The following is a 24,844-nucleotide window of genomic DNA, read 5'->3' as shown; positions in this document are numbered from 1 at the left end:
TCCTGCGCAAGGCGCCTGTTCAGGCGACAAGGCTTTTGGTCTAATAATGAGCTAGTTAACGATCATGGAGGCGCCGAATGTTGTTCCCGCCCCGCTATGCCTCGGTGGTGTTTTCGGTATTGATGTCGATTTATATGGTGACCCTGATGACGTTCCTGATCACCGGGGTCAATACCGGTTTTGGGGAGGGTTTCCTGGGGCGCTGGTGGCGCGCCTTCTATGTGGCCTGGCCGGCGGCTTTCATCCTGATACTGGTGGGGGCGCCGCGGCTACGGCGCCTTTCTACCAAGTTGATTCGACACCCGCCGCGATGAACGAAATGTGGCGAAAGTGCCGTCTTGTCGTGACATTTGTTGCAAAATGATGCGGAAATTTGCAAGCCTCGGCGCAAATCTGTATCAATAGCCCTCCCCCGTGACGCCATGGCCTGTCTGCCTCCCTTGTTTGAGGCGAGACGGCCGCCCCGCGCCCTCGTCGAGGCGGCCCGGCCGTGACAGACAAAGAGGAGAAGGCATGAACCAGCGAGTGAACATCGAACTCGGCAGCCCCGAGGCCGAAGCCTTCGAGGCCCGCCAGTTCAAGGTCTACACCCATCGCCAGCTGGACAAGATCGCGGCGATCCAGGCGCTGCCGGAGGCGCTGCGCTTCGATATGAAGGTGGTCAGCCAGGTGCTGCCGTTCCGGGTCAACGAGTACGTGATCGACGAGTTGATCGACTGGGACGCCGTCCCCGAGGACCCGGTCTTCCAGCTCACCTTTCCCCAGCGTGGCATGCTGCGTCCCGAGCACTTCGACGAGGTCGCCGCCCTGGTGCGCCGCGACGCTTCCGCCGCCGAGCTCAAGCCGGTGGTGGAGCGCATCCGCGGCGAGCTCAATCCCCACCCGGCGGGGCAGATGGACCTCAACCTGCCGCTGCTCGACGGCGAGCCGCTGCCCGGCATGCAGCACAAGTACCGCGAGACGGTGCTCTTCTTCCCCAGCCAGGGCCAGGTGTGCCACAGCTACTGCACCTTCTGCTTCCGCTGGGCGCAGTTCGTCGGCGACAAGGACTTGAAGTTCGCCTCCAGCGAGGCCGACTCCCTGCATCGCTACCTGGCCGAGCACACCGAGGTCACCGATCTGCTGATGACCGGCGGCGACCCCATGGTGATGAAGGCCAAGCACCTGAGGATGTACCTGGAGGGACTGATGGCGCCGGAGCTGGAGCATGTCCAGGATATCCGCATCGGTTCCAAGAGCCTGACCTTCTGGCCGTATCGCTTCGTCACCGACCCGGACGCCGAGGATATCCTGGCGCTGTTCCGCGAGCTGACGGCGGCCGGCAAGCATGTGGCCTTTATGGCGCACTTCAACCACTGGAAGGAGATGGATACCGCCATCTGCCGCGAGGCGATCCGTCGCATCCGCGCCACCGGGGCCGAGATCCGCACTCAGGCGCCGCTGCTCAAGCACATCAACGACGACGCCGATCAATGGGCGAGGATGTGGACCACCCAGGTACGCCTGGGGATGATTCCCTACTATATGTTCGTCGAGCGCGACACCGGCGCCCGCCACTACTTCGAGGTGCCGCTGGTGCGTGCCTGGGAGATCTATCGCGAGGCGATGAAGCGGGTGCCGGGCCTGGCGCGCACCGCCCGCGGCCCGTCGATGTCCGCCGACCCGGGCAAGGTGGAGATCCAGGGGGTGACGGAGATCCAGGGCGAGAAGGTCTTCGTGCTGCGTTTTATCCAGGGCCGCGATGGTGACTGGGTGCAGCGCCCCTTCTTCGCCAAGTATGACGAGCACGCTACCTGGCTCAATCATCTGGAGCCGGCGCTGGGAGAGAGCGAGTTCTTCTATGAGGCCGAGTTCACCGCCATGAAGGGCGCCAAGCAGGCGCTGATCACCAAGGCCGGCTGATGCCTGCTGGGTGCTGATACCCTCGCTATGTCATAGCGGGGCTCGACGCCGCTACCGTGGATTCGGTGGCGGCGTCGGCGTTTTCGGCTCGGCGTGCGTTAAACGTTTGAATCAGTATAAAATTAGGCTTTATTAAAAAGAGCTTATGGCCGGCGTGGCGCCCTCGAGAGGGGCGACGTTGAATCGAGGCGGGGCCCTGGGGCTGCGCCTTCGCCGTGGGTGAACTATCTTCATGCTGAACCCCGAATATTGGCGTCGGTCCGTGGCGGGTATTCGCCGCGAGGCGCCTAGGGGACCAACCATGCCAAGAGGTGTCTAGATGAAACGTCATGTCTTCTCTGCCGCCGCCGTCTCCGGTGCCCTGCTGGGCGCGGCCGCCTTTTCTGCGCCGGCGGTGGCCCAGGATCGCTTTATCACCATCGGTACCGGGGGCCAGACCGGCGTCTATTATGTGGTCGGCCAGTCGGTATGCCGGATGGTCAACCGGGGCAGCGACGAGCACAACATTCGCTGTAACGCCCCTTCCACCGGTGGCTCCGTAGCCAACGTCAACGGCATGCGCAGCGGTGAGCTGGACATGGGCGTGGTGCAGTCCGATGTCCAGTACCGCGCCTATCACGGCGAGGCCAACTTCGAGGACGACGGTGCCTGGGAGGAGATGCGTGCCGTCTTCACCATGCACGGCGAGCCGCTCACCGTGGTGGCCCGGGCCGACTCCGGCATCGAGCATATCTCCGACTTCCCCGGCATGCGGGTCAATATCGGCAACCCGGGCTCCGGCCAGCGCAACACCATGAACGTGGTGATGGACGCCATGGGCTGGGATACCGATGTGTTCTCCCTGGCCTCCGAGCTGGATGCCGCCGAGCAGGCCGCGGCCCTCTCCGACAACAATATCGACGCCATGGTCTATGTGGTGGGCCACCCCAACGGCTCCATCCAGGAAGCCACCACCACCGTGGATGCGCGCCTGGTGCCGGTGACCGGCGAGGAGATCGATGGCCTGGTCGAGGAGTTCCCCTACTACACCCGCGCGGTGATTCCCGGCGGCATGTACCGCGGCAATGACGAGGACGTGGAGACCTTCGGCGTCGCCGCCACCTTCGTCACCCACGAGGGTGTCGACGAGGAGATCGTCTACGAGGCCGTCAAGGCGGTGTTCGAGAACTTCGATCGCTTCAAGCGTCTGCACCCGGCCTTCGAGAACCTGGACGAGGAGAGCATGATCTCCGACGGCCTCACCGCGCCGCTGCACGACGGGGCCGCCCGTTACTATCGTGAGCGTGGCTGGATCGAGTGATCCCGGCTCGCTAACCAGGAAGGTCCCCCTTCCGATACTGGATGCGCGGCACCCTCCGGGGGTCGCGCATTCGGGTTTTTAATGCCCGCTATTCTTTAGGGACAGGCACGACACCATGGCAGACCCCTTGATTCGGTGGTTGGAACAAACAGGCAGGAACCGCTTATGACAAACGACAAGCAGAGACCGCAGGGCTCGGAAGTCGACCTGGAGGAGATGGTGGCCTCCACCGACTCCGGGGCGCGCAAGCCGCTGGGGGCGCCCGGCAAGTTGCTGGTGGGCATCGCCGCGGCCTGGTCGCTGTTCCAGTTGTGGATCGCGTCTCCCTTGCCCTACCTTTTCCGCTTTGGGGTCTTCAATGCCACCGAGGCGCGCTCCATTCACCTGGCCTTCGCGCTCTTCCTGGCCTTTATGGCCTATCCGGCGCTGAAGCGCTCGCCCCGGGAGCGCATTCCGCTGCAGGACTGGCTGTTCGCCGGGGTCGCGGCTTTCTGTGGCGCCTATATGTTCCTCTTTTATGCCCAGCTCGCCGAGCGGCCCGGGGCACCCCTGACCCAGGACGTGGTGGTCGGGGTGGTGGGCATCCTGCTGCTGCTGGAGGCGACCCGCCGCGCCCTGGGGCCGCCGCTGATGATCGTGGCCGCGGTGTTTATCGTCTATTCGCTGTTCGGGCCCCATATGCCGGGCATCCTCGCCCATCGGGGAGTGAGCCTCTACGGCCTGATTAACCACCAGTGGCTGACGACGCAAGGGGTCTTCGGCATCGCCCTGGGGGTCTCCACCAGTTTCGTCTTCCTCTTCGTGCTGTTCGGCGCCCTGCTCGACAAGGCCGGGGCCGGTAACTACTTCATCAAGGTGGCCTTCTCGCTGCTGGGTCACTACCGCGGCGGCCCCGCCAAGGCGGCGGTGGTGGCCTCGGGCATGACCGGGCTGATCTCCGGCTCCTCCATCGCCAATACCGTGACCACCGGCACCTTCACCATTCCGATGATGAAGCGGGTCGGTTTCTCCGCCAACAAGGCCGGGGCGGTGGAGGTCTCCTCCTCGGTGAACGGCCAGATCATGCCGCCAGTGATGGGCGCCGCGGCCTTCCTGATGGTGGAGTACGTGGGCATCTCCTATGTGGAGGTGATCAAGCACGCCTTCCTGCCGGCGCTGATCTCCTATATCGCGCTGATCTATATCGTCCACCTGGAGGCCCTCAAGGCCGGCATGTCTGGGCTGCCCTCCAGTAACCCGGCGCGTCCCTTCCTCAACAAGGTGATCGGCTTCCTCACCGGCCTGCTGGCGCTGATGGCGCTCTCCTTCGGCGTCTACTACGGCCTGGGCTGGCTTAAGCCGCTGCTGGGCGCTGCCACCCCCTGGGTGGTGGCGGTGGTGCTGGCGGTGGTCTACGTGGGCCTGCTCAAGGTCGGCGCCAACTACCCGGAGCTGGAGTTGGACGACCCCAATTCCGAGGTGATCGAACTGCCGCAGACGCGGCCCACGGTGATGGTGGGGTTGCACTTTATCCTGCCGGTGATCGTGCTGGTCTGGTGCCTGATGGTGGAGCGCCTGTCGCCGGGGCTCTCGGCCTTCTGGGCCACGGTCTTCATGATCGCCATCATGATTACCCAGCGCCCGATCACCGCGCTCTTCCGCGGACGCAGTCGCTTGGCCGAGGATATCAAGGAGGGCTTCTTCGATCTCTGGGATGGCCTGGTGACCGGGGCCCGCAACATGATCGGCATCGGTATCGCCACCGCCACCGCCGGCATCATCGTCGGCGCCGTCTCCCAGACCGGGGTGGGCCTGGTGCTGGCGGACGTGGTGGAGGTGCTCTCCATGGGCAACCTGATGCTGATCCTGCTGCTCACCGCGGTGCTCAGCCTGATCCTCGGCATGGGCCTGCCCACCACCGCCAACTATATCGTGGTGTCGTCGCTGATGGCCCCGGTGATCGTGCTGCTGGGTCAGCAGAACGGCTTGATCGTGCCGCTGATCGCCGTGCACCTCTTCGTCTTCTACTTCGGCATCATGGCGGACGTGACGCCGCCGGTGGGGCTGGCCTCCTTCGCCGCCGCGGCGATCTCTGGGGGCGATCCCATTCGTACCGGCTTCCAGGCCTTCTACTACAGCCTGCGTACCGCCGCACTGCCCTTCCTGTTTATCTTCAACACCGACCTGCTGCTGATCGAGGTGGGGCTCTGGCAGGGCCTGTTGATCTTCGTGGTGGCGACCATCGCCATGCTGATCTTCGCCGCCGGTAGCCAGGGCTTCATGGTCGCCCGCAACCGCTGGTACGAATCACTGCTGCTGCTGCTGGTGGCCTTCACCCTGTTCCGCCCGGGCTTCTGGATGGATCGCATCCATGACCCCTACCTGTCGGTGCCGCCGGCGCAGTTCGCCCAGGCGCTGGGCATGGTGGACGAGGGCAGCAACCTGCGGGTGGAGATCCTCGACGAGGACGACTTCGGCGACCAGTTCACCCGCTACCTGCTGGTGCCGGTGCCCGACGGCGAGACCGGTGAGGAACGCATGGAGGCGCTGGGCCTGAGCCTGCGCAGCGAGGAAGGCGGGGCCACCTTCGTGGATAACGTGGCCTTCGGCAGCCAGGCGGAGCAGATCGGCTTCGAGGCGATGTTCTTCGATCAGCAGATCCTCTCGGTGATGGCGCCGGTGGATCGCTGGCCCAAGGAGCTGATGTGGATCCCGGCCTTCCTGGTGTTCGGCCTGATCGTCGTCTTGCAGCGTCGTCGCCGCGACACCACGGCCGCTCCGGCGGCCAGCTAAGGGGGAATAAGCCATGTACCAGAAGATCCTGCTGCCGGTGGACCTCAATGAGGAGGCCTCCTGGAAGAAGGCGCTACCCACGGCGCTGACCCTGTGTCGCAGCTTCGGCGCCTCCCTGCATGTGGTGACGGTGATGCCCGACTTCCGCATGCCCATGGTGGGGGCCTACTTTCCCAAGGATTTCACCGAGAAGGCCCACCAGTCCCTGGGCGAGGCCCAGAAGCAGTTCATCCTCGACCAGGTGCCCGAGGACATCGAGGTGCACCGGACCATCGTCGAGGGCTCGCCCTGGGAGGCGATCATCAAGGCCGCCAAGCAGCTCGAGGTGGACCTGATCGTGATGGCCTCCCATAACAAGCGCAAGTTCGTCGACTATGTGCTGGGGCCCAATGCGGAACATGTGGTGCATCACAGCAAGATCTCGGTGATGATCGTGCGCTGAGGTGCCGCTTGACCCGGCGACGCCCACCCCCGAGATGGGCGTCGCCGTGGGCAAGCGTTGCGTCGGGAAGCGCGTCTTTCCTGTAAGGTCATTGGCGTAGACACGACCGAAGGGGGAGCCCCGTCGTCATTCTCAAGGAGCCGGCATGCACGCGACCCTACCTCGCCTGATCGCCACCGATTTCCCGCTCCTGCGCCGCGGTCGCCTCACGACCCTGCAGGCCAACCTCACCTACCGCTGCAATCAGTCCTGCCTGCACTGCCATGTGGCCGCGAGCCCCCGGCGCCAGGAAGAGATGGACTGGCCGACCATGACGCTGATGCTGGAGTTTATCCGCCGCCAGGGCATTGCCACCCTGGATCTCACCGGCGGCGCGCCGGAGCTCAACCCGCATTTCCGGCACCTGGTACGCCAGGCGCGGGCCCTGGGCATCAAGGTGATGGATCGCTGCAACCTGACCATCCTCGAGGAGCCGGGGCAGGAGACGCTGGCCGCTTTCCTGGCCGAGCAGGGCGTCGAGGTGGTGGCCTCGCTGCCCTGCTACAGCGCCGCCAACGTCGATGCCCAGCGCGGTGATGGGGTCTTCGAGGCCAGCGTCGCGGGGCTCCGGCGCCTCAATGCCCTGGGCTATGGCGAGCCGGACGGCGACCTGGTGCTGAACCTGGTCTACAACCCCCAGGGCCCCAGCCTGCCGCCGCCCCAGGCGCCGCTGGAGGCGGCTTACCATCACGAGCTGTGGGAGCACTTCGGCATCCGTTTCAACCGCCTCTTTACCCTGGCCAACATGCCCATCCAGCGCTTCGGCAGCACCCTGATCTCCAAGGGACAGTTCGATGACTACATGGCGCTGCTCAAGGCCAGCTACAACGCCGCCACCCTGGAAGGGGTAATGTGCCGCTCGACCCTGTCGGTGGATTACCAGGGACGGGTGCATGATTGCGATTTCAACCAGCAGCTCGCCATGCCCCTGGGCGATAGTCCGCGGCCGGTGCACCTGCGCGAGCTGCTGGAGCGCGACCTGGAGGGGGCACCGATCCGCATCGCCGACCACTGCTATGGCTGTACCGCCGGACAGGGCAGCAGCTGTGGCGGGGCCCTGACATGATCCAGCTGTTCGCCAAGGCGCCGCTCCCGGGACAGGCCAAGACCCGGTTGATTCCGGCGCTGGGCGCCGAGGGGGCGGCGGCCCTGCATCGGCGCCTGGTCTGGCGAGCCTTGGGCACGGCCTGCGAGGCCTCGGCGCGGCTGGGGTTGGGGCCGGTGCGGTTATGGACGGCGCTGGATCACCACCACCCCTTCTTCGCCGAGTGCCGGCGGGCCTTCGATATCGAGCTGGAGCCCCAGCAGGAGGGAGACCTGGGGAGGCGCATGGCGGCGGTCTTCGCCGAGCCGCGGCGGCCGGCGCCGCGGCTACTGATGGGCGCCGATTGCCCGGGGATCACGCCGGCGCTATTGGTACGCTGCTGGGAGGCCCTGGCCGAGCGGGACGCCGTCTTCCTGCCCGCCGAGGATGGTGGCTATGGGCTGATCGGCCTATGGCGGCGGGAGCCAGTGCTCTTCGACGATATCGCCTGGGGAAGCGAGGAGGTGATGGCCGCCACCCGCCAGGCGCTGACCCGGCTCGGCTGGCGCTGGGTCGAGCCGGCCAGGGTCTGGGACCTGGATCGCCCCGCGGACCTGCCCCGGCTGGAGCCGCTGTGGCCTCGGGACGGGAGCGCACACCGGGCGTTGAAGGCAAGCGCGGCGGGTCGTCAGTGCCTCGACTACAGTTAGCAGTGTAGAGGCATCCAGCCTTGTGTCCTCCATCGACCCGGGTGTCGAGGCGCCTGCCCAGGGTCTGATTTCCGCTTGCGGGATAAGGGGTTGTTCCATGAGTGCAGCAGCATCCAAGAATCACAAGCCGACCGATGCCGTGGTGAAGATCTCCATTAACCCGGTGGGGATGGACCGCCCCAAGGCCTGGCTGGCCTCAGGCTTTCAGGACTTCCGGCGGGCCACGGCGGTGAGCCTGGCCTATGGCCTGTTCTGGGTGGGCCTGAGTATCGCCGTGACCGCGGGGGCCTTTACCCTGGGCTATTGGCACTGGCTGTTGCCGCTGGTGGCGGGTTTCATGTTCCTCGGCCCGCTGGTGGCGGTGGGCTCCTACGGCATCAGCCGAGCCCTGGAGGCGGGGCGCTCGCCGACCCTGGGGGACGCCTTCGGTGCCTGGACCGCCCATACCGGCCAACTGGCGATGATGGGCGTGATGATGATGATCTTCTTCCTCGCCTGGATCCGCCTGGCCACGCTGCTCTTCGCGCTCTTCTTCGGCTTCGAGGTGCCCAGTCCCGAGACCCTCTACGCCGCCCTGCTGACCACCCCCGAGGGGCTCGGCATGCTCGCCGTGGGTACCGCCATCGGTGCCGTCCTGGCCTTCGGCGCCTTTACCATCAGCGTGGTGGCGATTCCCACCCTGATGGATCAGGACCTCACCTTCATGGAGGGTATCGAGGCCAGTATCCGTTCCGTGGCGCGCAACTTCCGCCCCATGCTGCTGTGGGCGGTCATGCTCACCGGCTGCGTGCTGGTGGGGGTGATGACCTTCTATATCGGCCTGGCGCTGATCCTGCCGGTGTTGGGTCATGCCAGCTGGCATGCTTATGAGGACCTGGTACGTATCGAGCATCCCGGCCGGGCCGACGAGGCCTGACATAGAATCGCCAGCGGTGTCGCGAGCAGGGGGCTTCGGCCCCCTATCGTCGTCTATCCCACCGCCGGGTTTGGCATCGAAGGGCCTTGGGTATCGGGCGACCATATAAATAAGATAAAATTAATGGAGCCTGGGCGTGCCACTCCGGCCCGCGGAGAACGCGCCGTCTCTCCTTGGCCGACTCGTGCTAGCCTGGGCAGGTGGCATAAGGAGCCCGGGTGCCGCCCCAACCGGACGTCTTCCTTGGGACAAGGAGTGGCGCCTCAGTGACTTCCGCGACTCATGAAAAATCTAGCAATCGTGTGGCTCTGCCTGGGCCTGCTGGGTATCGCCCCAGCCCTGGCCAATGCTCCGTTGCCCACCCCTCAAGGGCCGGTGCTTCTGCGCATAAGCGGAGAGATCGCCAAGGCCAATAGCGAAGGCGAGGCGCATTTTGATCGACAGATGCTTCAGTCTTTGCCACAACACCAGCGTTGCACCACGACCCCCTGGACGGATGGCCGTATCCGCTATCAGGGACCCTTGATGCGCGATCTGCTAGCCTGGGTGGGAGCCCCGATCGATGGCAGTATGCTGGCCACGGCCCTGGACGGCTTCCGGGCCGAGATTCCTCTCTCTGATCTGGTACATCATGATGTGATGCTGGCCATCCAGCAGGAGGGGCAGCCACTGGCCATGCGTGATCTCGGGCCGCTGTTCGTGCTCTACCCCTTCGATGAAAAGCCAGAGTTGCTCAACGAGCTGATTCGCTTTCGTTCGGTCTGGCATCTGGCGGGTCTGCATATCCATGCTCTCGAGGGTCGGCAGTGATGAAGGGATGTGCACTAAGTTTACTGATCGGCTGCCTCGCACTGCTGCCATTGCCCGCGGCCCTGGCCCATGAGCTGGCCCCCCCAGAGGAGGCCGTGCTCCTGGTGGTGAGTGGCAATATCACCCATACCAATGTGGGTGACGAGGCTCACTTCGATCGTCGAATGCTCGAGGCGCTGCCCTGGCAGAGCATCGAGACCTCGACCCCCTGGACCAATGGCGTCAGCCGGTACCGCGGTCCCCTGGCTCGCGCCCTGCTGACGGCGGTAGGCGCCCAGGGTGAGACCCTCAAGGTCAGCGCTCTCAATAACTTCATGGCCGAAATTCCGGTCAGTGACTTCCAGCGCCACGACGTGATCCTGGCCATGGAGCGAGATGGTGAGCGGATGCCGATCCGCGACTATGGGCCCATCTTCGTGCTCTATCCCTTCGACGAGAATCCCGCGCTGCGCAACGAGACGATCCGCTTTCGTTCGGTGTGGCAGGTCCACCGGGTGGTAGTGGAGTAGCCCCGGCGATCATCCCGGGCCGGGCAGGGAGGCCAGAACACGATGCTGCGCTATCCAATTCGTTTCAAGCTGGGGGTCTTCGCCGCCCTGGCCTTCTTCTCGGCGGCGGTGATCGTCACCGGCCTGGTGCTGTGGCGCCAGGAGAGCCTGGCCCAGAGCGTGGGAGTCGACACCACCTGGGCCGCCTATAAGCTCGACCGGGAGGTGGTGCAGCTACGCAACGACTTGGCCATGCAGGAGGGGGAGGAGCTGGAGTCGCTGCGCATGCGCCTGGAGCTGCTCTATAGCCGGATCAATCTGCTGCGGCGTGGCGAGCTGGCGGCCTTGCTGGCGTCGATTCCCGCCGCCAGCCGCATGATGCCGACCCTGGTGACGCAGATCGAGGCCCTGGATGAGGCCATCTATTCCCAGCCGCGGCTCGATGATGCCCTGCGCCGGCGCCTGGATGAGCAACTGGCGGTGTTGGGCCACAATACCGAACAGTTGGTGGTGGTCGTCAATGGGTTCCTGGCCGAGAGCGCCCACCGGGAGCGCAGCAACCTCCAGGGGCTCTATACCCTGTTACTGGTGATGATCCTGCTGATGAGCCTGGCCGGGGCCCTGGTGGCGCTTTTCCTGTTTCGCGAGGCGCGCGATCATGCCCGGGCCCGGGGGTCCCTGGAGAGTCTCAGCCAGGAACTGGAAATCTCCGCCAGCCAGGCCCAGGCGGCCAACCAGGCCAAGTCGGAGTTCCTGGCCACCGTCAGCCACGAGATTCGCACCCCCCTCAACGGCGTGATCGGCATGAGTGATCTGCTGCTGGGACGCCCCCTGGATGACGCCGCCCGTCGCTATGCCTCGACCATTCATGACAGCGCTGGCCTGTTGCTCAACCTGATCAATGACATCCTCGACTTCTCCAAGATCGAGGCCGGTCGCCTGGAGCTGGAGCAAACCAGCTTCGACCTCCGCGAGGTGGTGCAGGGGGCCCTGACGCTCTTCGCTCCCCGGGCCCGGTCGCGGGGCCTGGCCCTGGGCTGCGACCTGGACCCGGCCCTGCCGCGACGCCTGGAGGGGGATCCCGGTCGCCTGCGCCAGGTCCTGCTCAATCTGCTTTCCAATGCCATCAAGTTCACCGAGCGGGGCGAGGTACGCCTGGCCGGCCACTGGCTGGAGTCGGGGCGACTTCGCCTGGAGATCATCGATACCGGCTGCGGCATCCGCGAGGAGGCCCAGTCCCAGCTCTTCGAACCCTTTCGTCAGGGTGATGCCTCCACGGCAAGACGCTTCGGCGGCACCGGCCTGGGATTGGCGATCAGTCGCCGCCTGGTGGAGGCCATGGGGGGCGAGATCGACTTCGAGAGCCGGCCGGGGGAGGGCACCCGCTTCTGGGTCGAATTGCCCCTGCGGGTGGTGGAGGGGGCGGTGGCCGTGCCCCAGGCAGTGACCGAGACGGCGACAGCGTTGCGTTTCGAGGCGCGACTGCTGGTGGTGGAGGATAACCCGGTCAATCAGCAGGTGGCCCGGGCCATGCTGGAATCCCTGGGCTGCCGGGTCACCCTGGCGGAGAACGGTGTCGAGGCCTTGGCACGGGCCGAGGCGGAGCACTTCGACCTGATCTTTATGGATATCCAGATGCCGGGAATGGATGGCATGGAGGCGACCCGGCAGCTGCGTGCCCGGGGCGGTTGGCTGGCCGAGGTGCCTATCGTTGCCATGACCGCCGGTGGCCTGGCCGATGAGCGCGAGCTATGCCTGGCCGTGGGCATGAGCGACTATCTCACCAAGCCCTTCTATCGTAACGAACTGGTGGCCCTGCTTTCCCATCACCTGAGCGGCACCGAGGCCCCTCCGCCGCCGGTTCCGGCGGCGGCGCCGGCCCATGACCTGGAGGCCTCTACCCTGGAAGAGCTGCGCGACAGCCTGGGTACGCCGGGGGTGCGCTCCCTGGTCGATCTCTACTGCCAGCAACTCCCCGACCGCCTGGCCACCCTGGCTCGCCGGGTCGCGGCGGGGGAGTGCCGCGAGGCCATGCAGTTGGCGCATCTGCTCAAGGGGGAGTCGGCCAGCGTGGGCGCCTGTCGCCTGGCTTATCTGGCCGGCGAGCTGGAGCGCGAGGCCCGGGCGGAGAATGAGGCAGCCATGCGCGCCGCCATGACGGCCCTGGAGGTGGCCCGGGCGCCGTTGCAGGCGGCCCTTCAGGAGTGGCTGGCGGCGCTGCCAGAAGCAGATTCCTGAGTGGCCGGCTCGTCCCGGCAGTGCAGGCGTCGCTCTAGAGGCGTGGCTGGAGGCCCTGCCCGATACCGGGGCGGATGCCTGAGCGAGCCGGGATTCCTGGTCGATCAGGCCCAGCGCGGATCGGCGGTAAAGGCCAGGGTAAACCAGCGCTTCTCGGCGGGAATGCTCAGGCCGGCGTCGATCTCCCGGCGAATCTCGTCCAGCGCCGCCACCCCGGCCTCGGCGGCGAAGTCGGGGCGGGTGACGATATGGATCTCGATCACCGAGACGCGCCCGGTCTTGGCCACATGGCTATGGTAGGCGAGCAGGCCGTCGCGGCGCATCACCCCCTCCATCACGCCCCGCACCTCCCGATCCAGGGCGCTGGGCGCCACCATCAGCACCTCCTTCATGGCACGCCGCACGATGCCGATGGGCACCGGCAGGAAGGCCAGGGTCAGGCCCGCCAGCAGCAGGGAGTCGATATAGGGGATCCAGGGCGCGGCGGCGGTCTCCTCCAGCAACAGGGCGATGGCGAAGGCCACCAGCAGGGCGGCGGTGATCAGCCCGGCCATCAGCCAGCCCTGGGCATCGATGCGCAGGAACTCCGAGCCCACCCGGCGATTGACCCTGCGCTGGTGCCAGGCCATGACGAAGCAGACCACGGCCACCACCAGCGCGTAGGCGATGGCCAGGTCGAAGGCCAGCACCCGACCGCCTTCCAGCAGGCCGCGCAGGGCATTGAGGAAGGCATAGAAGCACAACAGGGTGAGAATGGCCCCGTTGAGGGCCGCCACCAGGGGCTCCAGATGCCAGTAGCCGTGCTGGAAGCGCGGGCTGGACTCGCGCATCAGCAGTCGCGAGACCCACAGCGAGAGCAGCGACATGCCGGCGTCGATGGTGGAGAAGACGCCATCGAAGAGGATCGACTGCGAGCCGGAGAGCAGCCCGAAGAGCACCCCTAGGCTGGCCACCGAGAGGGTCATGACGATGGAGAGCTTGAGGGTGCGTTGCTCGAGGGTTGGCTGCATTTTTTCACCGACGACTCGACCCCGAACGACGAAGTGTGGTCATTCGTGGCAAGGTTTCCCGATGTTTCGGGAGATTAGCGAAGTAAGTGTTGAGTATCTTATACCAAGAGGCTGGGGGCGGCCAGGGGCAGGCGACGATGCAGGCGGCGCTCCACCAGCACCTGCCCCGGGGCATAGTGGCCGCGGGCCGCGTCCAGGGCCCGGGACAGGGTCAGCTCGGCGATGCGGTCGTGATCCTGGGGCAGGGCATTGACCGGCAGCGGCAGGAAGTCCAGCAGGCGATCGTCACCGAAGGTGGCCAGGCGCAGCGAGGGAGGCAGGCCGCCCGCCTCCAGCAGCACGTCCAGGACCCCGTCCAGCAGGGTGAAGGAGGCGGTGATCAGGGCCTCCGGCAGGCCCGGCCCCGCCAGCAGCTCACGCATCAGCGCCGCCCCCTGATCCCGGTCGTAGCGGGAGGCGCAGGCGATCTCGCTGAGGTAGGCTCCCTCGGCCACCGCCGCCCGGAAGCCGGCGCGGCGTTCCCGGGTGATGGAGAGCTCCGCCACCGCATCGAACCAGGCCACCCGGGATACCCCGGGGCCCAATACCGAGGTGCTCAACTGTCGCGCGGCCTCGCGGTTGTTGCTGACCACGCTGACGAAGCGCGACGGATCCAGGGCCCGGTCCACGGCGATTACCGGCAGGCCGGCGGCCATCAGCTCAACGTAGAGGGGGTCCTCCTCGGGCAGGCAACTGGCGGTGATCAGCGCCTCGCAACGCTGGGCGCGCAGCGCCCGGGCCAGCTCTCGCTCGCTGTCGGGGTCGTCGTCGGAGCCGACGATCAGCAACTGATAGCCCTGGGCCCGGGCGCCCCGCTCCAGGCGCTTGGCCAGGCGCGCATAGCTGGCGTTCTCCAGGTCGGGAATGATCAGGCCCAGGGTATGGCTGGCGCCGCGGCGCAGGGCCGCGGCCTGGGCATCGATGCGGTAATGGTGCTTCTCCACCATGGCCATGACCTTATCCACGGTCTCCTGGCTGATACGCCGTTCCCGGGCCTGGCCATTGATGACATAGCTGGCGGTGGTGCGGGATACCCCCGCCAGGCGGGCGATTTCGGCGAGTGTCATGGGCCTCTCCTTAACGGCTGACTCGATTCTACGTCATGGCGGGACGGCCTGCCCCCTGCGAAAGTCGAATAGGCTGGCGCTTGATTATTCGGGTGACACGATCCAGCCTTATATCAAACCATAGGTGACACGATTCATCTGAGCCAGCGATCATTTCTCCAGGCCCCCCGCGGGGCGACTAGAATCAACTCGGGGCGATAAGCGCGCCCATCATAGGAGGCACCCATGCTGACGCTACGCCAGGAGGACATCCTGCTGGGCTGCGAGGCCAGCGACTGGCAGGCGGCCCTCGACCATGCCGCCGAGGCGCTGCAGGTGGCGGGCCTGGTCGAGGCCGACTACCGCCAGGGCCTGCACGCCCGGGAGGCACAGTCTTCCACCTACCTTGGCAATGCCATCGCCATTCCCCATGGCACCCCCGAGAGCCGTTGTCACGTCAAGCAGACCGGCGTGCGGGTGCTGCAGTTTCCCCGCGGCCTCGACTGGCACGATGGCCAGCGGGTCCATGTGCTGGTGACCATCGCCGCCCAGAGCGACGAGCACCTGGATATCCTGCGTCAGCTGACCCATGTGCTGGACCGCGACGGCGTCGGCGAACGCCTGGCCGCCGCCGATTCGCCGGCCCAGGTAGCCGCCCTGCTCTCCAGGGCGGTGGTCGAGGCGCGCCTGGATGCCGAGACCCTGTGCCTGGGCTTCCCGGCCCACTCCGCCGAGGAGCTGGCCCTGGCCGCCGCGGCGCGGCTGCGCCAGGCCGGCTGCGTGGCCCCGGGCTTCGTCGCCGCCATCGCCGAGCAGGCGCCGCTGGCCCTGGGCCAGGGGTTGTGGCTGGCCCATAGCCATCGCGAGGTCGCCACCCCGGCCCTGGCCCTGGCCACCCCCGCCGAGCCCGGCGCCGTCAATGGGGTCTTCTGCCTGGCCGCCCAGGGCGATGCCCACCGCGGCCTGCTGGAGCGGCTCAGTGTCCTGCTGGAGTCTGGGCAGGGGAGTGAGCTCGCCGGGGCCTCGGTCCAGACCGTGCTGGCGCGGCTGGCCGGCGAGGGGGCCGGGGCCGAGACCCTGACCGTGCGGGTCCTGAATGCCCATGGCCTGCATGCCCGCCCCGCCAAGCAGCTGATCCAGGTGGCCCGGGCCCAGGGCCTGCCGATCAAGGTACGCCTGGCCGAGGGCGGCGAGGCGGTGGCTGCCTCCAGCCTCACCAAGGTGATCGGCCTGGGCGCCCGCCGCGGCCAGCGGCTGGTCTTCTCCGCCGAGGGGGAGGGCGCCCGGGAGGCCCTGGCCGCCATCGACCAGGCGGTGCGCGACGGCCTCGGCGAGCGGGTCACTCCCTTCGACGAGGGACGCGATGCCCCGCCCGTCGAGGCATCGGCCCCGGCGCCGGAGCCGCTGGCGGCGGATCGCCCCCATCCGGCGGTGGCCGCCTCCCCGGGGCTGGCCATCGCGCCGCTGTTCGTGATGCGCACCCCGCGTTTCGACTACCCGGCCCGGGCCGCGGACGCCGCCGAGCAGGAGCGGCGCCTGGGCGCGGCGATCCACGAGGGGGCCGAGCAGCTCGAGGCCCTGGTGACCCAGGCCCGGGGTGGCGAGGTGGCGGAGATCCTCTCCATGCATGAGGAGATGCTGGAGGACCCGGAGCTCTATCAGGCCGCCCTGGAGGGTATCCGCGACGGTGCCAGCGCCGAGGCCGGCTGGTGGGAGGCCATCGAGACCGCCGCCCGGGCCCAGGAAGCCCTGGCCGACCGCCTGCTGGCCGAGCGCGCCGCCGACCTGCGCGACGTGGGGCGTCGGGTGCTGGGCATCCTCTGTGACGTGGCGATGCCCGAGCCGCCGGCGCACCCCTATATCCTGGTGGCCGATGACCTGGGCCCCTCCGATGTGGCGCGCCTGGACACCGCCCGGGTGCGCGGCCTGCTGACCGCCCGCGGCGGCGCCACCGCCCATAGCGCCATCCTCGCCCGGGCGCTGGGCATCCCCGCGGTGGTGGGGGCCGGCGAGCGGGTGCTGACCCTGAGTAATGGCGACGACTTGATCCTCGATGGCGAGCGGGGCCAGGTGATCCCGCGGCCCTCCCAGGAGCGCCGCGATCGCGCCGAGCTGCGCCTCAAGGAGCGCGAGGCCCGCGAGAAGGCGGCCTGGGCGGCGCGCTTCGAACCCGCCGCCACCGTCGACGGCCACCGGGTCGAGGTGGCCGCCAACCTGGGTAACACCGCCCACGCCGCCGATGCCGTGGAGCGGGGCGCCGAGGGGGTGGGCCTGTTGCGCACCGAGTTCATCTTCATGGCCCATGCCCAGGCGCCGGACCTCGAGGCCCAGATCGCCGAATATCGTGAGGCCCTGGACGCCCTGGACGGCCGTCCCCTGGTGGCCCGCACCCTGGACGTGGGCGGCGACAAGCCGCTGGCCTACTGGCCGGTACCCCAGGAGGACAACCCCTTCCTGGGCCTGCGCGGCATCCGCCTGGCGCTGACCCGTCCCGAGGTGCTGGAGACCCAGCTCCGCGCCCTGCTGATGGCCGGTGTCGGCCGTCCGCTGCGTATCATGCTGCCAATGGTCAAGGACGTCGCCGAGTTCCGTACCGTACGCGTTCTCTTCGATCGCCTGCTGGAAGAGCTTCCCGAGGCCGAGCGGGCCACCGACGTCCAACTGGGGGTGATGATCGAGGTGCCCTCGGCGGCGCTGCTGGCGCCGAGCCTGGCCGCCGAGGTGGACTTCTTCTCGGTGGGCACCAATGACCTGACCCAATATACCCTGGCCATCGACCGCGGCCATCCGGAGCTCTCCGCCCAGGCCGACGGCCTGCACCCGGCGGTGCTGCGGCTGATCGAGATGACCGTGAGCGCCGCCCATGCCCAAGGCAAGTGGGTGGGGGTGTGCGGCGAGCTGGCCTCGGATGCCGCCGCCGTGCCGGTGCTGGTGGGCCTGGGCGTCGACGAGCTCTCGGTGAGCGCCCGCCAGGTGCCGCTGGTCAAGGCGCGGCTGCGCGAGTTCGATCTCGAAGAGGCTCGCGCCCGGGCCGAGCTGGCCCTGGCCCAGGCCACCGCCGAGGCGGTGCGCGATGCCCTGGAGGCCCGCTGATATGGCCAAGATCCTGACCCTGACCCTGAATCCCGCCCTGGACCTGTCGCTGCGCCTCGAGCGGCTGGTCCCCGGCGAGGTCAACCGCACCCAGGAGACCCACCTCGAGGCCGCCGGCAAGGGCGTCAACGTGGCCCGGGTGCTGGTGGGCCTCGGCCATGAGGTGACCGTGGCGGGCTTCCTCGGCGCCGACAACGACGGCCCCTTCCTGCGCACCTTCCAGGCCCTGGGGGTGGAGGACGCCTGCCTGCGCCGCCCCGGCGAGACCCGCATCAACGCCAAGCTGGCCGAGGCGGATGGCCGGGTCACCGATATCAATGGCCCGGGGCTTCGCCTGACCGCCGCCGACTTGGCGGATCTGGAAACGGACCTGGCGGCGCGCCTGGCTGATCCCGCGCGCCGCCCCCAGGCCCTGGTGATCGCTGGCAGCCTGCCGCCGGGACTCGTCCCGGCGGACCTGGCCGGCCTGATCACTCGCCTCGAGGCCCATGGCCTGCCGCTGTGGGTGGATACCAGCGGCGCGGCGCTCGACGCCGCCATCGCCGCGGGGCCCTCCGCGGTCAAGCCCAACGAGGAGGAACTGGCCGCCTGGGCCGGCGAGCCCCTGGATTCGGCGGCGGCCCGGCTGCGCGCCGGCCTGCGCCTGCACGCCGCCGGCGTCGACGAGGCGGTGATCTCCGCCGGCGCCGAGGGCGTGCTCTGGGTGGGGCGGCGTGGCGCCTGGCAGGCCCTGCCCCCCGCCGTGGACGTGGCCAGCACCGTGGGTGCCGGCGACACCCTGGTCGCCGCCATGCTGCATGGCGTGCTGGCCGATTGGCCCGCCGAGCGCACCCTGCGCCTGGCCACGGCCCTCTCCGCCGAGGCGGTACGCCATCTCGGGGTGGGGAATCCCCAGGCCCCGGACCTCCATCAACTCCAACAACAGACCCGCGTGCGTCGTCTCAACGACGTGGACGCAGGGGGAGCCCTCGCATGAACGTCATCATCGTGACCGCCTGCCCCAGCGGCATGGCCACCACCTTCCTCGCCGCCCGCCGCCTGGAGCAGGCCGCCGGCCGGCTCGGCTGGCAGGCCCGGGTGGAAATGCATAGCCAGCTCGAAGCCGTCACTCCCCTCGGCGCCGAGGTCATCGCCGCCGCCGACCTGGTAGTGGTGGCCGCGGAGTGGGTGCCGGAGCCGGCACGCTTCGCCGGCAAGCGCCTCTTTCAGGCCCCGCTGGCCGAGGCCCTGGCCGACCCCGGGGCCTTCCTGGAGCGGGCCGAGCGGGACGCCGCCGAGTTCGCCGCCCCGGCCGAGGAGGCCCCGTCGGCCCCCGCCGGTGCCACGCGCATCGTGGCGGTGACCGCCTGTCCCACCGGGGTGGCGCATACCTTTATGGCCGCCGAGGCCCTGGCCGAGGCCGGCCGCGCCCTGGGCCACGAGATCCGCGTCGAGACCCAGGGCTCGGTGGGCGCCCAGGACCAGCTCACCGACGAGGAGATCGCCGCCGCCGAGGTGGTGATCCTGGCCTGCGATATCGAGGTGGATCCCACCCGCTTCGCCGGCAAGCGGGTCTACCGCACCTCCACCGGCAATGCCCTGAAGAAGGCCCAGGCCACCATCGCGGCGGCGCTCGAGAACGCCGAGGTGGAGAGTGCCGGCGGCGCCACATCCTCGGGCACGGGCGAGGCGAAGAAGGGCATCAAGGAGAAGGGCGTCTACAAGCACCTGCTCACCGGGGTCTCCTTCATGCTGCCCATGGTGGTGGCCGGGGGCCTGCTGATCGCGTTGTCCTTCGTCTTCGGCATCGAGGCCTTCCAGGAGGAGGGGACGCTCGCCGCGGCGCTGATGCAGATCGGCGGCGGCACCGCCTTCGCCCTGATGATCCCGGTGCTGGCCGGCTATATCGCCTACTCCATCGCCGACCGCCCCGGCATCGCCCCGGGGATGATCGGCGGCATGCTGGCCGCGGAGATCGGCGCCGGTTTCATCGGCGGCATCCTCGCCGGCTTCCTGGCCGGCTATGTGGCCAAGGCGGTGGCCACCCATGTCCGGCTGCCGTCCAGCGTCGAGTCCCTCAAGCCGATCCTGATCATTCCCCTGGTGGCCAGCCTGGTCACCGGCCTGGTGATGATCTACGTGGTCGGCGAGCCGGTGGCCGGGATCCTCGCCGCGTTGACCACCTTCCTCGAGGGTATGGGCTCCACCAACGCCGTGCTGCTGGGTATCCTGCTCGGCTCGATGATGTGCTTCGACCTGGGCGGGCCGGTCAACAAGGCCGCCTACACCTTCGGCGTCGGCCTGCTGGCCTCCGAGACCTATGGCCCCATGGCGGCGATCATGGCCGCTGGCATGGTGCCGGCCATCGGCATGGGTATCGCCAGCTTCGTGGCCAAGTCGAAGTTCTCCGAGCCGGAGCGGGAGGCGGGCAAGGCGTCGTTCGTGCTGGGGTTCTGCTTTATCAGCGAGGGCGCCATCCCCTTCGCCGCCAAGGACCCGCTGCGGGTGATTCCGGCCTGCATGGTGGGCGGTGCGGTGACCGGGGCCCTCTCCATGCTGGTGGGCGCCAAGCTGATGGCTCCCCATGGCGGCATCTTCGTGCTGCTGATCCCCAACGCCATCACCCCGGTGCTGCTCTACCTGGGCGCCATCGTGATCGGCTCGCTGATCACCGGCCTCGGCTATGCCCTGATCAAGCGTGGCGCCGCCCCGGTGGCGGTGGCCGCCTGACCGACCCGCGCGGCACGCAAGCCAAGGGCATGGCCATTACGGCCATGCCCTTTCTTGTTGGGGGAAGGCTTATCGTTGTTGGAATGGCTAAGGGGCGCTGGGAGCAGGTTGGAGCGGGAGTCCTATGCCAGGGGTGAGGAGCACGGCTCCGAACGGGTAGGCCATGGATGGCCTACCCCGGCCCTGCTAGCGGAGCAGGATGCGAGAGTGAAGCAGGGCGTCGGTAGCGCCCAGGGAGGGGTTCACAGCGCTCCGCGACGGCCTGCCCCCAGGATAGCCCCGGGCCGCAACATAGAGAGCGCGCGTTAACCTGGAGTCGCCCTGGGTAGAGGCGCGCCAAGAAATGGTGTACTTTTTGCATCCCCAATGCAGGGGGCCTTACCCGGCCCCGACTGCCGAGGCGACCCTACCCGGGTCGCCGTGAGGATCGAGGAGATACACGATGTCACCCGTCACCCTGATGGTGGCGCGCCGCGTGGCCCGCGGCCGCTACCCCGATTTCATGGCCTGGCTCGACGAGGGCCGCGAGCTCGCCGCCGACTTCCGCGGCTACCTGGGCTCCGGTGTGCTGGCGCCGCCCCCCGGCGACGACGAGTACCAGATCATCTTCCGCTTCGGCGACGCCGAGACCCTCGACGCCTGGGAGCACTCCGCCTCCCGGCGTTCCTGGCTCGCGCGCGGCGAGGGCCTCTACCTGGCGCCCCACGAGCACCGCGCCACCGGCCTCGACAGCTGGTTCCGCGCGGCCGGTGGCCAGACCCCGCCGCGCTGGAAGCAGGCGGTGGCCATCTGGCTGGCCTTCTTCCCGGTCTCCCTGGGCCATCAACTGCTGTTTGGCGAGGCCTTGGCGAGCCTGCCCCTGGTGCTCAGGGTGCTGGCCACCACCCTGATGCTGACCCCGGTGATGGTGTTCCTGTTTATCCCCCTGGTGACTCGCTGGCTGGCGCCCTGGCTCAACGCCCGCCCTGGCCGCACCGGGACGGGGCGCCTGGCGCGGCTCTGGCACCAACTCAGGGCCTGAACCTCTTTATCCCGGCGTTTCTCGGGGTGCTAGACTGGCCGCAGACCGAGAGGGATGCCCTGCCATGCGCGATACCGTCGCCCCACCCCTGCGCCAGGCCGATAGCCGGGCCCGGGACCCCCAGACCGCCGCCGCCGAGCTGGCGGCGGCGCTGCGTCATCCCCACCTGGGCCTGGTGCTGTTCTTCTGCAGCGCCGAATATCCCCTGGCGGCCCTGGGCGAGGCGCTGACCGCCGCCTTCGGCGAGGTGCCGGTGGCCGGCTGCACCACCGCCGGGGAGATCACCGCCGAGGGCTACGGCCGGGAGCGCATCGTCGCCATCGGCTTCGATGCCCGCCATTTCGCGGTCTCCCTGGCCCTGGTCACGGACCTGGAGGCCTTCGAGCTGGTCCAGGCCCAGCGTCTCTGCGATGACCTCCTGGCCGACTGCCGACGGCATGCCCTGGCGCCCATCGCCGAACAGACCTTCGTGATGACCCTGCTGGATGGCCTCTCCAGCCGTGAGGAGCAGGTGCTGGCGACCCTGGACGCGGCCCTGGGCAGTATCCCCAGCTTCGGCGGCTCGGCGGGGGACGACAATCACCTGGCCCATACCCATGTGTTCTGCGAGGGGCGTTTCCACGGCCGCGCCGCGGTGGTGGTGGCCATCAACACCCGGCTGCCCTTCGAGGTCTTCAGCACCCATCATCTGCGCCCGCGGGGCGAGAAGCTGGTGGTGACCCGCGCCGACCGGGAGCGACGCCGGGTGCTGGAGCTCAATGCCCTGCCCGCCGTCGAGGCCTATGCCCGGCTGGTGGGACTGGCCCCCGAGACGCTGGACGCCGGCGTCTTCGCCCGCCATCCCCTGGCGGTGCGCATCGGCGAGGACTACTTCGTGCGCTCCATCCAGGGCGTCAACGCGGATGGCAGCCTGAGCTTCTACTGCGCGGTGGAGACCGGCATCGTGCTCACCGCCATGACTCCGGCGCCGATCCTCGAGGACCTGGCCACCACTCTGGATGCCCTGGCCCGGCGGCTGGGCCCGCCCACGTTGATCATCGGCTGCGACTGCTTCCTGCGGCGCCTGGAGATCGAGGCCCTGGGGCAGGAGGAAGCGGCCTCCCGCCTGCTGCAGGAGCGGCGGGTGATCGGCTTCAATACCTATGGGGAGCAGCACCATGGCCGACATATCAACCAGACCTTCACCGGCGTCGCCCTTGGACCTGCCGGGGATTGAAGCGGGCGGGAGCCGCGAGGCGCTGGCCGAGGAGAACGCCCGCCTGCGGCGCATCTGTGCCGCCCTGATCGAGCGGGTGGAGTCCAGCGCCCAGCCGGGCACCGCGCCCTATGCCGCCTTCGAGCATACGGTGGTGCTGGCCGAGCAGGTGCGCGAGCGCACCGAGGCCCTGCGCCAGACCCTGGAGGCGCTGCGCGAAGCCAAGGCCGAGGCCGAGGCGGCCAACCTCTCCAAGACCAAGTTCCTGGCCGCGGTGAGTCATGACCTGTTGCAGCCGCTCAATGCGGCGCGGCTGTTCACCAGCGCCCTGGAGGCCCAGGCCCTGGCCGAGGAGCCGCGTCGCCTGGCATGGCATATCAGCCGCTCCCTGCAGGACGTGGAGGCGCTGCTGGGCACCCTGGTGGATATCTCGCGGCTGGATGCCGGGGTCTTGACCCCCGATCGCGGCAGCTTCCCGGTCGGCGAGCTCCTCGACGTCCTGGCCGAGGAGCATCGCCAGCTGGCCGCCGCCGAGGGCCTCGACTTCCGCTATGTGCCGAGCCGGGCGGTCATCGACTCCGACCTGACCCTGCTGGCCCGGGTGGTGCGCAACCTGCTCGGCAATGCCATCCGCTATACGACGTCGGGGAGGGTGCTGCTGGGCTGTCGGCGCCGCGCCGAGGCCCTGGAAATCTGGGTGGCCGACAGCGGCAGCGGCATCGCCGAGGACCAGCAGCGGGCGATCTTCCAGGAGTTTCGCCGTGGCCCCGCCGACCGGGGCCGGGCCGATCGGGGCCTGGGCCTGGGGCTGGCCATCGTCGAGCGCATCGCCGGCCTGCTCGACCACCCCCTGGGGTTGGTCTCGCGGCCCGGGCACGGCTCCCGGTTCTCGATCCGGGTGCCCTATGGGCGGGCCTATCCGCCGGCGCCGCCGGAGGTCGGGGCAGAGGCGCCGCTGACCGGGCTCCGGGCCTGGGTGATCGATAATGACCCGGGGATCTGCGCCGGCATGGCGGCGCTGCTCGAGGGCTGGGGCTGCCGCGCCCTGACCGCGACCCGGGTCGACGACCTGGAGCGCGGCGAGAGGGCGGACCTGTTGATCGTCGATTATCACCTGGGGGCGGTGGATGGCCTGGCGGTGGCGGATCGGCTGCGCCGGGAGTGTCCCGGGCTGCCGGTGATCCTGATCACCGCCAACCACGACGCCGAGCTCAAGGCCGCGGCCCGGGGCCGGGGCTATGGCTACCTGCTCAAGCCGGTCAAGCCGCTGCGCCTCAAGATGGCCATGCTCGCCCTGCAGCGCCCCGGCGGGGGGGAGTCAGGCCCGTCTTAGCCAGTCGCTGGCCAGCAGGATCGCCTGGACCCGGCTGCTGACCTTGAGCTTGCGCAGGATCGCCGAGACATGGGTCTTGACGGTGGTCTCGGCGATATTCAGGCGAAAGGCGATCATCTTGTTGGATTCCCCCCGCACCATATGCGTCAGCACCTCCCGCTGCTTGTCGGTGAGCCCGGTCAGGGGATCTTCCTCGGTGACCGGGGCGGGGCGGCTGGGCGCTGGCCGTCGCATGATCGCCGGGGGCAGGTAGACCTGGCCGTCGAGCACCTGGCGCAGGGCGTCGATCAGGGCCTCCCGGGGCGTCGACTTGGGGATATAGCCCACGGCCCCCAGCTCCAGGGCTTCGAGCACGGTGGCCCGGTGCTGCTCGGCGGAGACGATGACCACCGCCAGCTCCGGCACGGCCTCGCGCAGCCGGGCCAGGCCACTCAGGCCATCGGCGTCCGGCAGTCCCAGGTCCAGCAGCACCAAGTCCAGCGCCTCATTGGTCTCGGCGAGGCGCAACGCCTCCGCGAGACTGGCCGCCTCCAGGACCTCGCTGGCCTCGAGACCGGCGGCGATCACGCCAACGATCGCTTCGCGAAACAGGGGGTGGTCGTCGGCCACCAGCAACCTATGCATGGACGCTCCTCGTTGTCGTTTATCGCCTCCTCCCAAGGGAGGAGGCGTCCTCCTGCCATGGCATGATGCCCCGACCGTCGCCGCTGGCCAACACTGGGAGGTGTCCGATTCAACAACGATAATCTCAGGAGTT

20 protein-coding genes are annotated in these 24,844 nt (G+C 68.3%); 17 read left to right on the top strand and 3 right to left on the bottom strand.

All coding sequences use genetic code 11. The features are described from left to right. Positions 1-77 precede the first annotated feature (77 nt). From ACZ5EF_RS15590 to ACZ5EF_RS15540, 11 genes are all read left to right on the top strand, one after another. Positions 78-314, top strand: coding sequence for a DUF2798 domain-containing protein (locus ACZ5EF_RS15590; RefSeq protein WP_346061698.1), 237 nt, complete (start codon positions 78-80; stop codon positions 312-314). Positions 315-513: 199 nt separating this feature from the next. Next, positions 514-1,902, top strand: a complete 1,389-nt coding sequence (locus ACZ5EF_RS15585; protein ID WP_346061699.1) for a KamA family radical SAM protein — start codon at positions 514-516, stop codon at positions 1,900-1,902. Between the two features lie 319 nt (positions 1,903-2,221). Continuing rightward, positions 2,222-3,202 carry a TAXI family TRAP transporter solute-binding subunit gene (locus ACZ5EF_RS15580; RefSeq protein ID WP_346061700.1) on the top strand — a complete coding sequence of 327 codons (981 nt, stop codon included), beginning with the start codon at positions 2,222-2,224 and terminating at the stop codon, positions 3,200-3,202. A gap of 165 nt (positions 3,203-3,367) precedes the next feature. Further along, on the top strand, positions 3,368-5,974 hold the full coding sequence (locus tag ACZ5EF_RS15575; protein ID WP_346061701.1) for a TRAP transporter permease: 2,607 nt from the start codon (positions 3,368-3,370) through the stop codon (positions 5,972-5,974). Between the two features lie 13 nt (positions 5,975-5,987). Beyond that, entirely contained in the window at positions 5,988-6,416 is a 429-nt protein-coding gene (locus ACZ5EF_RS15570) for a universal stress protein (protein ID WP_346061702.1), read from the top strand. A gap of 145 nt (positions 6,417-6,561) precedes the next feature. Beyond that, on the top strand, positions 6,562-7,521 hold the full coding sequence (arsS, locus tag ACZ5EF_RS15565) for an arsenosugar biosynthesis radical SAM (seleno)protein ArsS (RefSeq protein ID WP_346061703.1): 960 nt from the start codon (positions 6,562-6,564) through the stop codon (positions 7,519-7,521). Continuing rightward, on the top strand, positions 7,518-8,189 hold the full coding sequence (locus tag ACZ5EF_RS15560) for a TIGR04282 family arsenosugar biosynthesis glycosyltransferase (RefSeq protein WP_346061704.1): 672 nt from the start codon (positions 7,518-7,520) through the stop codon (positions 8,187-8,189). The genes arsS and ACZ5EF_RS15560 overlap by 4 nt, the downstream gene beginning before the upstream one ends. 97 nt (positions 8,190-8,286) lie before the next feature. Continuing rightward, positions 8,287-9,105, top strand: a complete 819-nt coding sequence (locus tag ACZ5EF_RS15555) for a DUF2189 domain-containing protein (RefSeq protein WP_346061705.1) — start codon at positions 8,287-8,289, stop codon at positions 9,103-9,105. Between the two features lie 282 nt (positions 9,106-9,387). Further along, on the top strand, positions 9,388-9,915 hold the full coding sequence (locus tag ACZ5EF_RS15550) for a putative pterin-binding protein (protein ID WP_379729197.1): 528 nt from the start codon (positions 9,388-9,390) through the stop codon (positions 9,913-9,915). Continuing rightward, on the top strand, positions 9,915-10,424 hold the full coding sequence (locus ACZ5EF_RS15545; protein WP_346061853.1) for a putative pterin-binding protein: 510 nt from the start codon (positions 9,915-9,917) through the stop codon (positions 10,422-10,424). The genes ACZ5EF_RS15550 and ACZ5EF_RS15545 overlap by 1 nt, the downstream gene beginning before the upstream one ends. A gap of 42 nt (positions 10,425-10,466) precedes the next feature. Then, complete coding sequence (locus ACZ5EF_RS15540; protein WP_346061707.1) at positions 10,467-12,641, top strand: ATP-binding protein; 2,175 nt, start codon at positions 10,467-10,469, stop codon at positions 12,639-12,641. Positions 12,642-12,745: 104 nt separating this feature from the next. Here the strand turns inward: ACZ5EF_RS15540 and ACZ5EF_RS15535 are convergent, their stop codons facing one another. After that, positions 12,746-13,651, bottom strand: coding sequence for a cation diffusion facilitator family transporter (locus tag ACZ5EF_RS15535; RefSeq protein ID WP_346061708.1), 906 nt, complete (start codon positions 13,649-13,651; stop codon positions 12,746-12,748). Positions 13,652-13,749: 98 nt separating this feature from the next. Next, positions 13,750-14,757 (bottom strand): catabolite repressor/activator, encoded by a 1,008-nt coding sequence (gene cra, locus ACZ5EF_RS15530; protein ID WP_346061709.1) that lies wholly within the window; start codon positions 14,755-14,757, stop codon positions 13,750-13,752. A gap of 225 nt (positions 14,758-14,982) precedes the next feature. Here cra and ptsP point away from each other — a divergent pair, with 225 nt between their 5' ends. From ptsP to ACZ5EF_RS15500, 6 genes are all read left to right on the top strand, one after another. Next, on the top strand, positions 14,983-17,829 hold the full coding sequence (gene ptsP, locus ACZ5EF_RS15525; protein WP_346061710.1) for a phosphoenolpyruvate--protein phosphotransferase: 2,847 nt from the start codon (positions 14,983-14,985) through the stop codon (positions 17,827-17,829). A gap of 1 nt (position 17,830) precedes the next feature. Continuing rightward, positions 17,831-18,805 carry a 1-phosphofructokinase gene (gene pfkB / locus ACZ5EF_RS15520; RefSeq protein WP_346061711.1) on the top strand — a complete coding sequence of 325 codons (975 nt, stop codon included), beginning with the start codon at positions 17,831-17,833 and terminating at the stop codon, positions 18,803-18,805. Then, positions 18,802-20,538 carry a PTS fructose-like transporter subunit IIB gene (locus ACZ5EF_RS15515; protein ID WP_346061712.1) on the top strand — a complete coding sequence of 579 codons (1,737 nt, stop codon included), beginning with the start codon at positions 18,802-18,804 and terminating at the stop codon, positions 20,536-20,538. The genes pfkB and ACZ5EF_RS15515 overlap by 4 nt, the downstream gene beginning before the upstream one ends. A gap of 442 nt (positions 20,539-20,980) precedes the next feature. Next, a complete protein-coding gene (locus tag ACZ5EF_RS15510) occupies positions 20,981-21,559 on the top strand; it encodes a putative antibiotic biosynthesis monooxygenase (protein ID WP_346061713.1) in 579 nt (192 codons plus the stop codon). Between the two features lie 64 nt (positions 21,560-21,623). Next, the gene (nosP, locus tag ACZ5EF_RS15505) at positions 21,624-22,775 is read left to right on the top strand and encodes a nitric oxide-sensing protein NosP (RefSeq protein ID WP_379729201.1); all 1,152 of its coding nucleotides are present in this window, start codon (positions 21,624-21,626) and stop codon (positions 22,773-22,775) included. Further along, positions 22,756-24,087, top strand: coding sequence for a hybrid sensor histidine kinase/response regulator (locus ACZ5EF_RS15500; RefSeq protein ID WP_346061715.1), 1,332 nt, complete (start codon positions 22,756-22,758; stop codon positions 24,085-24,087). The genes nosP and ACZ5EF_RS15500 overlap by 20 nt, the downstream gene beginning before the upstream one ends. On the opposite strand, the gene ACZ5EF_RS15495 is transcribed toward ACZ5EF_RS15500, so the two are convergent. Continuing rightward, a complete protein-coding gene (locus ACZ5EF_RS15495) occupies positions 24,073-24,711 on the bottom strand; it encodes a response regulator transcription factor (RefSeq protein WP_346061716.1) in 639 nt (212 codons plus the stop codon). The two genes, ACZ5EF_RS15500 and ACZ5EF_RS15495, sit on opposite strands and share 15 nt — an antisense overlap. Positions 24,712-24,844 lie beyond the last annotated feature (133 nt).

This window comes from Bisbaumannia salifodinae (genome assembly GCF_055388505.1).
This window is presented reverse-complemented; position numbering and strand designations above follow the sequence as displayed.